This window comes from Enterobacter cloacae complex sp. SHL018, assembly GCF_049237905.1.
GTDB lineage: Bacteria > Pseudomonadota > Gammaproteobacteria > Enterobacterales > Enterobacteriaceae > Enterobacter > Enterobacter hormaechei_C.
This window is the reverse complement of sequence record NZ_JBMKJE010000004.1, coordinates 127,952-142,070: the sequence shown is the minus strand read 5'-3', so window position 1 is coordinate 142,070 and position 14,119 is coordinate 127,952. Positions and strand designations below refer to the sequence as shown.

11 protein-coding genes are annotated in these 14,119 nt (G+C 57.2%); 7 read left to right on the top strand and 4 right to left on the bottom strand.

Going from position 1 to position 14,119, the window contains the following annotated elements; genetic code table 11:
- The first annotated feature begins 115 nt into the window (after positions 1–115).
- From celB to ACOTY5_RS16265, 3 genes are read left to right on the top strand one after another with little or no spacing between them, the layout of a single operon-like run.
- Positions 116–1,435: a PTS cellobiose transporter subunit IIC gene (gene celB / locus ACOTY5_RS16275; protein ID WP_032619279.1), complete on the top strand. Its 1,320-nt coding sequence runs from the start codon at positions 116–118 to the stop codon at positions 1,433–1,435.
- 3 nt (positions 1,436–1,438) lie between these two features.
- Complete coding sequence (locus ACOTY5_RS16270; RefSeq protein WP_017383506.1) at positions 1,439–2,395, top strand: N(4)-(beta-N-acetylglucosaminyl)-L-asparaginase; 957 nt, start codon at positions 1,439–1,441, stop codon at positions 2,393–2,395.
- The gene (locus tag ACOTY5_RS16265; protein ID WP_045141748.1) at positions 2,395–3,813 is read left to right on the top strand and encodes a leucyl aminopeptidase family protein; all 1,419 of its coding nucleotides are present in this window, start codon (positions 2,395–2,397) and stop codon (positions 3,811–3,813) included. The genes ACOTY5_RS16270 and ACOTY5_RS16265 overlap by 1 nt, the downstream gene beginning before the upstream one ends.
- Before the next feature lie 86 nt (positions 3,814–3,899).
- Here ACOTY5_RS16265 and ACOTY5_RS16260 read toward each other — a convergent pair whose 3' ends face one another.
- From ACOTY5_RS16260 to ACOTY5_RS16245, 4 genes are all read right to left on the bottom strand, one after another.
- On the bottom strand, positions 3,900–4,601 hold the full coding sequence (locus tag ACOTY5_RS16260; protein WP_211482948.1) for a DnaA inactivator Hda: 702 nt from the start codon (positions 4,599–4,601) through the stop codon (positions 3,900–3,902).
- Between the two features lie 96 nt (positions 4,602–4,697).
- Entirely contained in the window at positions 4,698–5,987 is a 1,290-nt protein-coding gene (gene uraA, locus ACOTY5_RS16255; protein WP_017692944.1) for a uracil permease, read from the bottom strand.
- 82 nt (positions 5,988–6,069) lie between these two features.
- Positions 6,070–6,696 (bottom strand): uracil phosphoribosyltransferase, encoded by a 627-nt coding sequence (gene upp / locus ACOTY5_RS16250; protein ID WP_003860560.1) that lies wholly within the window; start codon positions 6,694–6,696, stop codon positions 6,070–6,072.
- 216 nt (positions 6,697–6,912) lie between these two features.
- A complete protein-coding gene (locus ACOTY5_RS16245) occupies positions 6,913–8,343 on the bottom strand; it encodes a 6-phospho-beta-glucosidase (protein ID WP_023295128.1) in 1,431 nt (476 codons plus the stop codon).
- Between the two features lie 265 nt (positions 8,344–8,608).
- On the opposite strand from ACOTY5_RS16245, the gene purM reads away from it, so the two are divergent.
- From purM to ppx, 4 genes are all read left to right on the top strand, one after another.
- Positions 8,609–9,646: a phosphoribosylformylglycinamidine cyclo-ligase gene (gene purM, locus ACOTY5_RS16240; RefSeq protein ID WP_017383509.1), complete on the top strand. Its 1,038-nt coding sequence runs from the start codon at positions 8,609–8,611 to the stop codon at positions 9,644–9,646.
- Positions 9,643–10,284: a phosphoribosylglycinamide formyltransferase gene (gene purN, locus ACOTY5_RS16235; protein ID WP_045141749.1), complete on the top strand. Its 642-nt coding sequence runs from the start codon at positions 9,643–9,645 to the stop codon at positions 10,282–10,284. Before purM ends, purN begins: the two co-directional genes overlap by 4 nt.
- A 228-nt stretch (positions 10,285–10,512) precedes the next feature.
- Entirely contained in the window at positions 10,513–12,573 is a 2,061-nt protein-coding gene (gene ppk1, locus ACOTY5_RS16230; RefSeq protein WP_017692942.1) for a polyphosphate kinase 1, read from the top strand.
- Positions 12,574–12,576: 3 nt separating this feature from the next.
- Positions 12,577–14,115, top strand: a complete 1,539-nt coding sequence (ppx, locus tag ACOTY5_RS16225) for an exopolyphosphatase (protein WP_062934019.1) — start codon at positions 12,577–12,579, stop codon at positions 14,113–14,115.
- The last annotated feature ends 4 nt before the right edge of the window (positions 14,116–14,119 follow it).

Genomic DNA, 14,119 nt, shown 5'->3' with positions numbered 1-14,119 from the left:
TTATATCAGAGCAGCGAATGCTTTGTGACCAATTTCACCTTTCGCTCGCCGCGCTTCACTGATAATCCACAGACATAACATAAACAACACCCCTCAATCTTGTACGGAGTTCACAATGAACAATGTTCTGGGATTTCTTGAAGCAAAACTGATGCCGCTGGCGGCGAAAACGGCCCAGCAGCGTCATCTTGGGGCCATTCGCGGCGCCTACGTGTCATTCATGCCGTTTATCATCGTCGGCTCTATTCTGCTGGTGATCTCCTCCTTCCCGAATCAGGCCTATCAGCAGTTTATGTCTCAGGCCTTTGGTGAGAGCTGGAGTGCAATTATAGAGATCCCGTTTAACGCGGTGTTCTCAACCATGTCGCTGTTTATCAGCTTCCTGGTGGCCTACCGCCTGGCTGAGCATTATGGTGAAGACCGCATCTCCTGCGGCATCCTGGCGCTGGTCGCGTTTCTGATCCTGACGCCTTTTATCAAAGTGGCGGAAAACGGCGGCATTACCGTGATGCCGGTAGAGTGGATTGGCAGCAAAGGGCTGTTCGTGGCGATGATCGGTTCCCTGCTGTGGACGGAACTGTTCTGCTGGCTGAAGCGCAAAAAGCTGGTCATCAAAATGCCGGACGGCGTGCCTCCGGCGGTGCAGGAGTCGTTCGCGGCCCTGATCCCGGCCCTGCTGGTGATGATTCTGGTGCTGCTTATCCGCATCATCTTTGAAAACACCCACTATCACACCATCCACCAGTTTATTTATGAAGTGGTTGCCACCCCGGTGCGCCACTACGGCACCTCTTATTTCGGGGCGCTGATGACCGTATTCAGCATCACCATTCTGTGGTCAGTGGGCATTAACTCCGGTTCGATGATCAACGGGATTATTCGCCCGCTGTGGATGGAGAACCAGACCGACAACATCGCCGCGATCCAGGCGGGAACGACGCCGCCGCACATCATCACCGAACAGTTTTTTGACATGATCTGGATGGGCGGCGCGGGCGCCACGCTGTCGCTGGTGATTGCGATGCTGATTTTCGCCCGCAGCAAAAACATGCGCGAAGTAGCGCGCCTCGGTGCGGGCGCGTCGGTGTTTAACATCAACGAACCGATCCTGTTTGGCCTGCCGGTGATCATGAACCCGATCATGCTCATCCCGTTCAATCTGGTGCCGCTGGTGCTGGTCACCGTGCAGTATGCGGCGATGAAAATTGGTGCGGTCGCCGTCACCACCGGGGTGTTTATCCCCTGGACGCTGCCGCCGGTTATCAGCGGCTTTATCGTCACCGGGCACCTGAGCGGCAGCGTGATGCAGCTGATCAACCTGCTGATTGGCGCCATGCTGTACCTGCCTTTCATGCGTATCCTGGATAAACAGTACCGCGCCGCGGAGCTGACTACCGCTACGCAAACCGACACCACCCTTGCAAAACAGGAGTAAAGCATGTGGGGAATTATCGCAACCTGGCGAATGGCGCTTGAAGGCGTCACGGAATCTGCGTCTGCGCTGGCTGCGGGCAAACCTGTCGCTCCGGCGGTGGTGGATGCCGTCGCCGCCGTCGAGGACTTTCCGTTTTATAAATCCGTCGGCTACGGCGGGCTGCCGACCGAGAACGGCGAGGTAGAGCTGGACGCGGCCTATATGGACGGCGACACGCTGGCGTTCGGCGCCGTGGGCAATCTGGTGGATATCGCCAACCCGGTACGCGTGGCGCACGCGCTCAGCCGCCAGCGCTATAACAGCCTGCTGGTCGGCCAGGGCGCGCGCGAATGGGCGCTGAGCCAGGGCTTTGCCGACAAAACCATGCTCACGGATCGCGCCATGCAACACTACCGTAAGCGCTGCCGCGAAACGCTGGATAAGGGGTTAAGCCCCTACGACGGACATGACACCGTCGGTATCATCGGCCTCGATAAACAGGGATCGATGAGCGTCGCCACTTCCACCAGCGGCCTGTTTATGAAAAAACGCGGTCGCCTCGGTGACTCACCCATCATCGGCTCCGGCTTTTACTGCGACAGCGAAACCGGCGCGGCCACCGCCACGGGCGTCGGTGAAGATCTGATGAAGGGCTGTACCAGCTACGAAATCGTTCGCCGGATGGCGCAAGGGATGACGCCGCAGCAGGCGGCGGATTCGGTGGTGTTCGAACTGGAAGACAAGCTGATGTCGCGCTTCGGTCGCGCGGGCGATCTCTCCGTGGTGTGCATGAACAGCAAAGGAGAATTTGGCGCCGCAACCAACATCAAAACCTTCTCGTTTGTGGTGGCGACGGCTCGCCAGCCCCTCACCGTTTTCCGTACTGAACGCCTGCGGGAGAAAACGCACTATCACGCGGTAGATGAGGAGTGGATGCAGGCCTATGCCGCGCGGATCCGCGCACCGATTGAGGAGTCATGATGATCACATACCAGTTTATCAACGCGCTTTCAGACGCGAAGCCGCAAAGCCATTTGATTGCGCGCGCTGACAGTTCCCTGTTACCGGATAGCGCTCTTATCGCTGAAATGCGCCAGCAGAGCACCGTCGCGGACGCGCGCTTTGGCTGCGCGCCGTTTGCCCGCATCACCCTGTTTCCGGATGCGCTCTGGCATGACGCCCTGACCGAAGGGTTGCTCACCGCCCTGCGACCGCTGCTTGCCGCCCCCGCCAGCGCCGAACTCGTGCTGGACGTGACGGATATTGACGATGTGGTGCTGGCGCAGGTACTGCGTTTTCTCTTTAATCAGGCGCACAGGCTCAGTGACCTGAAGCTGAAGAAGACGGACGTAGCGCTGCGTCTTACCTGCATCACTGCCCTCTGCCTGCCGGAACAGCAGGCGAAGCTGGAGACGACCTTCCGCCAGCAGCAGGCCATTGCGCTCGGCATGGTTGCGGCGCGACGTCTGGCGGATATGCCGTCCGACCGCTGCACGCCGCAGTTTGTGGTGGATGAGGCGCAAAAACTGTGTGCCGCCAGCCCTGCCCTGCGGTGTGACGTACTGGATGAAACGCAAATCGTTGAGCAAGGGCTTGGGTTGCTGCACGCCGTCGGCAAAGGGGCGACCTGCCCACCGCGCCTGCTGGCTATTCACTATAACGGCGTGTCTGATGGCCCGGTGCGCTGCTACGTGGGAAAAGGCATTACCTTTGACACCGGCGGCCTGTGGCTGAAGGAAGGCGCGGGCATGTACACCATGAAATATGACATGTGCGGCGCGGCTAACGTGCTCGGGCTGATGCTGACCGTTGCGGAGCTGAAATTACCCGTGCGCATCATGGGCGTGCTGGCGCTGGCGGAAAACGCCATCGGCCCCGACGCCATGCAGCCCGGCACGGTGGCGATGGCCTGCAACGGCACCACCGTTGAAATCAACAATACCGATGCCGAAGGCCGGCTGGTGCTGGCAGACGCTATCGCCTGGGCGAGTCAGCGCTATCCGCAGGCGCACTATATCATTGATATGGCGACCTTAACCGGAGCGGTGGTGAAAGCGCTGGGGTATGAGCTGAGCGGGCTGATGACCCAGGATGAACCGCTGCGCGCGGCGCTGACGCTGGCGGGTAAGCGCAGTGGTGACGAAGTATGGTCCCTGCCGCTGGACGCCCGGCTGAAAAAACAGACCGACAGCGCCATCGCCGACCTGTGCAACACGCCGATCAACAATGCGGCAATCAGCGCCTCGGCGGCGTGGTTGCTGCATCACTTCTGCCCGCCGACCATTCCGTGGGCCCATCTGGACATCAGCGGTACTGCACTGTGGCGTGAGAACGGCAGAAGCGTGGCATCGGGAAGACCGATTCCGCTGCTGGTGGAGCACTTGTTGGGGGATCTTTAGCCGGATGGCGGCTGCGCCTTACCCGGCCTACAAGGTATGACGGGTTTTCGTAGGCCCGGTAAGCGCAGCGCCACCGGGCAAAAAACTCAAAGCTTAAGAATATCTTTCACAAACGGAATGGTCAGCTTGCGCTGGGCGGTGATGGAGGCGCGATCGAGCTGATCGAGCGTATCAAACAGCGTGCGCATCTCCCGATCCAGACGCTTGAGCAGGAAGCGCCCTACGTCTTCCGGCAGTTCAAATCCGCGCAGTCTGGCGCGCAACTGAAGCGCCTGGAGTTTGTCTTCATCCGACAGCGGTTGCAGCTTGTAGATTTGCCCCCAGTCCAGACGAGACGCCAGATCCGGCAGCCCCAGATTGAGCTGACGCGGCGGACGATCGCCGGTGATCAGCAGCCGGGTTTTGCCCGACTCCAGAATGCGGTTGTAGAGGTTAAAGATCGCCATTTCCCACGGCTCATCACCCGCCACGCATTCGATATTATCGATGCAGACCAGGGAGAGATGTTCCATGCCCTCCAGCACCTCAGGCACAAACCAGGTGCGTTTATCCAGCGGCACATAGCCTACCGCGTCACCGCGCGCCGAAAGCTCCGCACAGGCGGCATGCAGCAGGTGGCTGCGTCCCGCGCCTTCGCGTGACCAGATATAGATGTATCCGCTGTGTTCCTGGCGCAGCACGTTTTGCAGTGCAGCCAGTAAAGAGGGGTTATCACCCGGCCAGAAACTCGCGAAAGTTTCGTCGTCAGGGAGATAAAGTGGCAGAGAGAGCTGTGCCGGTCCGTTCAGAAATACCTCAACCAGAGATCTTACATAAAATCGGAATGGAGTTTAACACGGAACCTGCAAGGAGAGAACCGGGCGATCCTTCGCCCGGCATGACGATCAATGTGGCGCTTTTTCGCTTTCGTCTGCGTCCAGCACCACCTCTTCCGGGCGGATCACTGAGATCAGCTTGAAAATCAGGCTCAGGCCGACGCCGACGATGGTCGCCAGCGCCATCCCCTTCAGCTCTGCCGCGCCGATGTGCACCTTCGCGCCGCTCACGCCGATAATCAGGATAACGGAAGTGAGGATCAGGTTCTGCGCCTTGCTGTAATCCACTTTGGATTCAATCAGCACGCGAATACCGGAGGCACCGATCACCCCGTACAGCAGCAGGGAAACGCCGCCCATCACCGGAACCGGGATAATCTGGATCGCCGCCGCCAGTTTGCCAACGCAGGAGAGCAGAATGGCGATGATCGCCGCGCCGCCGATAACCCAGGTGCTGTAGACGCGGGTGATCGCCATTACGCCGATATTCTCACCGTAAGTCGTGTTTGGCGTGGAGCCGAAGAAACCAGAGATGATGGTGGAGAAACCGTTGGCAAACATGGAGCGATGCAGGCCCGGGTCGCGGATCAGGTCGCGCTTCACGATGTTCGCCGTCACCACCAGGTGGCCGACGTGCTCAGCAATCACCACCAGCGCGGCAGGCAGAATAGTGAAAATGGCGAACCATTCAAAGCGCGGGGTGTAGAAGGTTGGCAGCGCGAACCAGTGCGCCTCGGCAATCGGGGTGGTATCCACAACGCCCATCACGAAGGAGAGCGCGTAACCCGCCAGCACGCCGATCAGGATCGGGATAATCGCCATAAAGCCGCGGAAGAGGACGGAACCGAAAACCGTCACGCCCAGCGTCACCAGCGAAATAATGATGGTTTTAGAATCCGGTGACTGACCGTCCGCAGGCAGCAGCCCGGCCATGTTCGCCGCCACGCCCGCCAGCTCCAGGCCGATGACGGCAACGATGGCCCCCATTGCCGCAGGCGGGAACATCACGTCCAGCCAGCCGGTACCGGCTTTCTTCACGATGAAGGAGACCAGGCAGAACAGCACGCCGCACATGATAAAGCCGCCCAGCGCGACCTCATAACCCAGCGGCAGCAACAGCAGAACCGGGGAGATAAACGCGAAGCTCGACCCGAGATAGGCCGGGATTTTGCCTTTACAGATGAAGAGGTAAAGTAGCGTACCGATGCCGTTAAACAGCAGCACGGTAGCCGGGTTAATGTGAAACAGGATTGGCACCAGCACGGTTGCGCCAAACATGGCGAACAGGTGCTGCAAACTAAGCGGGATTGTCTGTAAAAGCGGCGGTCTTTCACTCACCCCGATAGCACGGCGCGTCATAGTGTTTTCCTCTGAGTGTCATTGTTGGTTTTTATTCAAAAAAAAGCCGACTATCAAAGTCGGCTTCTTTATCGTTATTCGATTATTTAGTACCAAAAATCTTATCGCCGGCATCGCCGAGCCCCGGGATGATGTACCCGTGCTCGTTCAGTCCCTGGTCGACAGACGCGGTATAGAGTTCAACGTCCGGGTGCGCTTTTTCCAGCGCCGCGATACCTTCCGGCGCCGCAACCAGCACCAGCACTTTGATGCTGCTGCATCCCGCTTTTTTCAGCAGGTCGATGGTGGCGATCATCGAACCGCCGGTCGCCAGCATCGGGTCAACCACCAGCGCCATACGCTCGTCGATGTTAGAGACCAGCTTCTGGAAGTACGGGACCGGCTCAAGCGTCTCTTCGTTACGGTAGATCCCCACCACGCTGATACGCGCGCTTGGGACGTGCTCCAGCACGCCTTCCATCATGCCCAGACCCGCACGCAGGATTGGCACCACGGTAATTTTTTTACCTTTGATCTGCTCAACCTGTACCGGACCGTTCCAGCCTTCGATGGTCACTTTTTCCGTTTCCAGATCAGAGGTCGCTTCGTAGGTCAGCAGGCTACCCACTTCAGAAGCCAGTTCGCGAAAACGCTTCGTGCTGATGTCATGCTCACGCATCAGGCCCAACTTGTGTTTAACGAGTGGGTGTTTCACTTCCACAATCTTCATTCTCTTTCTCCTCTGAGGTGGCATCCGCAAAAAAATCGCGGGATTATACCGCTTTTTTCGGATTGCGCCATACCCATCTTGCTTGACGTACATCAATCAAAAACAAAAAAGCCGGAGGCTGGGCTCCGGCTTGGGTGCGGGATTCTGCCGGGTGGCGCTAACGCTTACCCGGCCTACACATCCCGTAGGCCCGGTAAGCGCAGCGCCACCGGGCAATTATAGCTGCTCTCCGTTGCTGGCAATCACCTGCTTATACCAGTCGAACGATTTCTTCTTGCTGCGGTTCAGCGTGCCGTTACCTTCGTTATCTTTATCGACAAAGATAAAGCCGTAGCGTTTTTTCATCTCGCCGGTGCCGGCAGAGACCAGGTCGATACAGCCCCACGGGGTATAGCCCATCAGGTCTACGCCATCCTCCACCACCGCTTTTTTCATCTCGCGGATATGCGCGGAAAGGTAGTCGATGCGGTACTGGTCGTTCACCGTGCCGTCGCTCTCCTGCACGTCGATCGCGCCAAAGCCGTTCTCAACGATAAACAGCGGCAGCTGGTAGTGATCCCAGAACCAGTTGAGGGAGTAGCGAAGCCCCACCGGGTCAATCTGCCAGCCCCAGTCCGATTTCTGCACGTACGGGTTAGAGACCAGGCTCTTGCTCTCGTCGTAGTCCAGCTGCGGGTTGTCCGCCGTCGCTTTGGTGGCGAAAGACATGTAGTAGCTGAACCCGATGTAATCCACGCAGCCCTGCGTCAGCGCCACTTTATCTTCTTCGGTGATATCCAGCGCGAAGCCGCGACGTTCAAAGTAGTTGAGCAGATGCTGCGGATACTTGCCGCGCACGTGAACGTCGGTGAACCAGTAGCGACGATGCATGGCGTTCATCGCCATCATCATATCGTCCGGGGCACAGGTCAGCGGATAGATGGGGCACATGGCAATCATGCAGCCGATTTGCAGCGACGGGTTGATCTCGCGCCCCGCCTTCACCGCCAGGGCACTGGCCACCAGCTCATAGTGCGCCGCCTGGAACATCACCGGCTCGCGATCTTCTCCCGGCGCATATTTCAGCCCGGAGTTGGTAAACGGCGCAAAGTCTTCGTGGAAGTTGGCCTGGTTGTTGATCTCGTTAAAGGTCATCCAGTACTTCACTTTATGCTGGTAGCGCTCAAAAACGACCTTCGCGAAGCGAACAAAGAAGTCGATCAGCTTACGGTTGCGCCAGCCGCCGTATTCCGTCACCAGGTGGAAAGGCATCTCGAAGTGGGAAAGCGTGATCACCGGCTCGATGCCGTGCTTCAGGCACTCGTCAAAAAGATCGTCATAGAATTTGAGTCCCGCTTCGTTCGGCTCCAGCTCGTCGCCTTTCGGGAAGATACGCGTCCAGGCGATGGAGGTGCGGAAGCATTTGAACCCCATCTCGGCAAAGAGTTTGATGTCTTCTTTATAGCGGTGATAGAAGTCGATGGCTTCGTGGTTTGGGTAATTTTTCCCCTCCAGCACGCCGTTGGTGATTTCACGCGGTACCCCGTGGGCGCCTGCCGTCATGACATCGGCAACGCTCACGCCCTTGCCGCCCTCTTTCCAGCCGCCTTCGAGCTGGTGCGCCGCAACGGCCCCACCCCACAGAAAACCTGCTTTAAATCCTGACATTCGCTATCCCTCATTCTGCGTTATTTTCTGCAAAAACAGTTACAGAAACCGGTTTCAGTTTGATGATGTGCAAAGGGGATAGCCGTTGCAAGCAGATCGCCGAAACCGGTTTCATTTTCGTGAACAGAGTCAAGTTTGTTGCCCTGGACAGCCCGCACAGAAAAAAGATCCTCGCGCCGAGAATAGGCTCGCAAACGTTTGCCTGGACTGTTAGAATTGCGCCGATTTTTCTTACTAGCTATGCAATCGCGTGGGGATTTAAGCCGTGACCAACAAAACTTCTCTCAGCTACAAAGATGCCGGTGTTGATATTGACGCAGGTAATGCGCTGGTTGACCGAATCAAAGGTGTGGTGAAAAAAACCCGCCGCCCGGAAGTGATGGGTGGCCTGGGTGGATTCGGCGCACTGTGCGCGCTGCCGCAAAAATATCGTGAACCTGTGCTGGTCTCGGGTACGGATGGTGTCGGTACAAAACTGCGCCTGGCGATGGATCTTAAGCGTCACGATACGATTGGTATCGATCTGGTGGCGATGTGCGTCAACGACCTGGTGGTACAGGGCGCCGAGCCGCTGTTCTTCCTCGATTACTACGCGACCGGCAAGCTGGACGTGGATACCGCAGCCAGCGTCATTAACGGTATCGCCGAAGGCTGCCTGCAATCCGGCTGTGCGCTGGTCGGCGGTGAAACCGCGGAAATGCCTGGCATGTATCACGGTGAAGATTATGACGTCGCAGGCTTCTGCGTCGGCGTGGTAGAAAAATCAGAAATTATCGACGGCAGCAAAGTGGCTGACGGCGATGTGCTGGTTGCGCTGGCCTCCAGCGGTCCGCACTCCAACGGCTACTCTCTGGTGCGTAAAATCCTCGAAGTGAGCGGTTGCGACCCGCTGACCACCGAGCTGGACGGCAAACCGCTGGCCGATCACCTGCTAGCCCCGACGCGCATCTACGTGAAAAACGTGCTGGAGCTGATTGAGAACGTTGACGTGCACGCCATCGCTCACCTCACCGGCGGCGGCTTCTGGGAAAACATTCCGCGCGTGCTGCCGGACAATACCCAGGCGGTGATCGACGCATCCTCATGGCAGTGGCCGTCCGTCTTCAACTGGCTGCAAACCGCAGGCAACGTGAGCTCTCACGAAATGTACCGCACCTTTAACTGCGGCGTGGGCATGGTTATCGCCCTGCCCGCCAGCGAAGCGGATAAAGCGGTTAAGCTGCTGACAGAAAAAGGTGAAAACGCGTGGAAAATCGGTACGATTAAAGCTTCCGATTCCGAACAGCGTGTGGTCATTGAATGAAAAACATCGTGGTGCTCATTTCCGGCAACGGAAGCAATTTGCAGGCAATCATAGACGCCTGCAAACAGAAGAAAATCAATGGCACCATTCGGGCAGTATTCAGCAACAAGGCCGATGCATTCGGCCTTGAGCGCGCGCGGGAAGCGAACATTCCTGCGCACGCGCTGGAAGCCAGCCAGTTCGCCGGGCGTGAAGCCTTTGACCGTGAGCTGGTGCAGGAGATTGACACCTACGCACCTGACGTGGTGGTGCTGGCGGGTTACATGCGTATCCTGAGCCCGGCATTTGTCGAACACTTCGCCGGACGACTGCTCAATATTCACCCTTCTCTTCTGCCGAAATATCCCGGCCTGCACACCCATCGTCAGGTGCTGGAAAACGGCGATGAGGAGCATGGTACCTCCGTGCATTTCGTCACCGACGAGCTGGACGGCGGTCCGGTCATTTTGCAGGCAAAAGTACCGGTCTTTGACGGCGACAACGAAGACGACGTGACCGAACGTGTGCAGACGCAGGAACACGCCATTTATCCGCTGGTGGTAAGCTGGTTTGTCGATGGACGTCTGGAGATGCGCAACGGCGCAGCCTGGCTGGACGGCGTGAAGTTGCCCCCGCAGGGTTATGCGGCTGAAGAGTAGTCTGTTTGAATTGCCCGGCGGCGCTTCGCTTGCACGGGCCTACGGTCCCGTAGGTCGTGGTAAGCGCAGCGCCACCCGCCCCCCCCTCCCCCAACCCTCTAAATTCCCCAACAAAAAAATAACTGTCATACTTTTCTGGCACTGTTGGACATATCGTGGAAATGCTCGCCATAATAAGGACGAGACGGATTTACCACGTCCTGTGATTGAACTGGAGTGTGAGCTGTAATGGGTCAGGAAAAGTTATACATCGAGAAAGAGCTAAGCTGGTTAGCATTCAACGAACGTGTACTTCAGGAAGCGGCCGATAAAAGCAACCCGCTGATTGAACGTATGCGTTTTTTAGGCATCTATTCCAACAATCTGGATGAGTTCTACAAGGTTCGCTTCGCCGAACTGAAACGCCGAATCATCATCAGCGAAGAACAGGGCTTAAACTCCCACTCGCGGCATCTGCTTGGAAAAATCCAGTCTCGCGTCATGAAAGCCGATCAGGAATTTGATGGCCTCTATAACGAGCTGCTGCTGGAAATGGCACGCAACCAAATCTTCCTGATCAACGAACGCCAGCTCTCCGCGAATCAGCAAAACTGGCTGCGCCACTATTTCAAACATTATCTGCGCCAGCACATTACCCCGATTCTGATCAACCGTGAAACCGATCTGGTGCAGTTCCTGAAAGATGATTACACCTATCTGGCGGTAGAAATCATTCGTGGTGAGACCATTAACTACGCGTTGCTGGAAATACCGTCTGATAAAGTCCCACGCTTTGTAAACCTGCCGCCGGAAACCCCGCGCCGGCGTAAGCCGATGATCCTGCTGGATAACATCCTGCGCTACTGCCTGGACGATATCTTCAAAGGCTTCTTCGATTACGACGCGCTCAACGCCTACTCGATGAAGATGACCCGTGACGCCGAGTACGATCTGGTGCATGAGATGGAGGCCAGCCTGATGGAGCTGATGTCTTCCAGCCTCAAGCAGCGCCTGACGGCGGAGCCGGTGCGGTTTGTCTATCAACGCGATATGCCGGACGCGATGGTGGAGATGCTGCGCGATAAGCTGACCATCTCCCGCTACGACTCCATTATCCCCGGTGGGCGTTACCACAACTTTAAAGATTTCATTGGCTTCCCGAACGTCGGCAAGGCCAATCTGGTGAACAAACCGCTGCCGCGCCTGCGCCATATCTGGTTCGATAAGTTCCGCAACGGGTTCGACGCCATCCGCGAACGGGATGTGCTGCTCTACTATCCGTATCACACCTTTGAACACGTGCTGGAATTGCTGCGTCAGGCCTCGTTCGATCCGAACGTGCTGGCGATCAAAATCAACATTTATCGCGTGGCGAAAGATTCCCGTATCATCGATGCGATGATCCACGCGGCGCACAACGGCAAGAAAGTGACCGTGGTGGTTGAGCTCCAGGCTCGCTTCGACGAGGAGGCCAACATCCACTGGGCGCGCCGACTGACGGAAGCGGGCGTACACGTCATCTTCTCCGCGCCAGGGCTGAAAATTCACGCCAAGCTGTTCCTGATCTCCCGTAAAGAGGGCGACGACGTGGTGCGCTACGCCCATATCGGTACCGGGAACTTTAACGAGAAAACCGCGAGAATCTACACCGACTATTCGCTGCTGACTGCCGATGCCCGCATCACCAACGAAGTGCGTCGGGTGTTCAACTTCATTGAGAACCCGTACCGCCCGGTGAGCTTCGATTATCTGCTGGTGTCACCGCAGAACTCACGGCGCCTGCTGTACGATATGATCGATAAAGAGATTGCCAATGCGCAGAACGGCTTGTCGTCCGGCATCACGCTGAAGCTCAACAATCTGGTGGACAAAGGGCTGGTGGACCGCCTGTATGCGGCCTCCAGCTCCGGCGTTCCGGTAAATCTGCTCATTCGCGGCATGTGCTCGCTCATTCCGGAACTGGAAGGCATCAGCGACAATATCCGCGTGATCAGCATTGTGGATCGCTATCTTGAACACGATCGCGTCTATATTTTCGATAACGCCGGTGATAAGCGCGTATACCTCTCGTCCGCCGACTGGATGACGCGTAACATTGATTACCGTATTGAAGTGGCGGCACCGCTGCTGGATCCTCGCCTTAAGCAGCGTATCCTGGACATTATCGAGATCCTGTTCAGCGATACGGTGAAAGCACGTTATATCGACAAAGAACTCAGTAATCGCTATGTACCGCGCGGCAATCGCCGTAAAGTGCGCTCGCAGCTGGCGATTTACGATTACATTAAATCACTTGAGCAATCCGATTAACCTATGCCAATAAACGATAATACCCCACGCCCGCAGGAGTTCGCCGCGGTCGATCTTGGCTCAAACAGTTTCCATATGGTCATCGCCCGCGAGGTGGATGGCGCGATGCAGATCATCGGTCGTCTGAAGCAGCGTGTGCATCTGGCCGATGGTCTCGACGCGCGTAACATGCTGAGTGAAGAGGCCATGGAGCGCGGGCTGAACTGCCTGTCGCTGTTCGCAGAACGTCTGCAAGGCTTTTCGCCGTCCAGCGTCTGCATCGTCGGGACGCATACGCTACGCCAGGCGCTGAACGCGCCGGAGTTTCTTAAGCGCGCGGAAAAGGTTATCCCCTACCCGATCGAGATCATCTCCGGTAACGAAGAAGCGCGCCTGATTTTTATGGGCGTGGAGCATACGCAGCCGGAAAAAGGCCGCAAGCTGGTGATTGATATCGGCGGTGGCTCCACGGAACTGGTGATTGGTGAAGACTTCGAGCCGCGTCTGGTGGAAAGCCGCCGTATGGGCTGCGTCAGCTTCGCGCAGATGTATTTCCCGGGCGGCGTCATCACCCGCGAAAACTTCCAGCGCGCGCGCATGGCCGCCGTACAAAAACTGGAAAATCTGGCCTGGCAATACCGTATTCAGGGCTGGAACGTGGCGCTGGGCGCGTCGGGGTCGATTAAAGCGGCCCATGAAGTGCTGCTGGCAATGGGTGAAAAAGACGGGTTTATTACGCCTGAGCGCCTGGTGAAACTCACCGAAGAGGTGCTTAAGCATAAGAGCTTCGACGCCCTGAGTTTGCCGGGTCTGTCCGACGAACGTAGAGCCGTGTTCGTACCGGGGCTGGCGATCCTCTGCGGCGTGTTTGACGCGCTGGCGATCAAAGAGCTGCGCCTCTCTGACGGCGCCCTGCGTGAAGGTGTGCTGTATGAGATGGAAGGCCGTTTCCGTCATCAGGATATTCGCAGCCGCACCGCGCAGAGCCTGGCCAACCAGTACAACATCGACCGCGAACAGGCGAAACGGGTGCTGGAAACCACGGTTCAGATGTACGAGCAGTGGGAGGAGCAGAATCCGAAGCTGGCGCATCCGCAGCTGGCCGCGCTGTTGAAATGGGCCGCCATGTTGCACGAGGTGGGGCTGAACATTAACCACAGCGGCATGCATCGCCATTCAGCCTATATTCTGCAAAACAGCGACCTGCCTGGCTTCAACCAGGAGCAGCAAACCATGATGGCGACGCTGGTGCGCTATCACCGCAAAGCCATCAAGCTCGACGATCTGCCGCGCTTTACGTTATTTAAGAAAAAGCAGTTCCTGCCACTCATTCAGCTGTTGCGCCTGGGCGTGTTGCTCAATAATCAGCGACAGGCGACCACCACGCCGCCGACGCTGAAGCTAAAAACGGATGACTATCACTGGACGCTGAGCTTCCCGCACGACTGGTTTAGCCAGAACGCGCTGGTGCTGCTGGATCTGGAAAAAGAGCAGCAGTACTGGGAAGCGGTCACCGGCTGGCTGTTGAAGATTGAAGAAGAGAGTTCTGAGGCGGCAGCGTAACGGC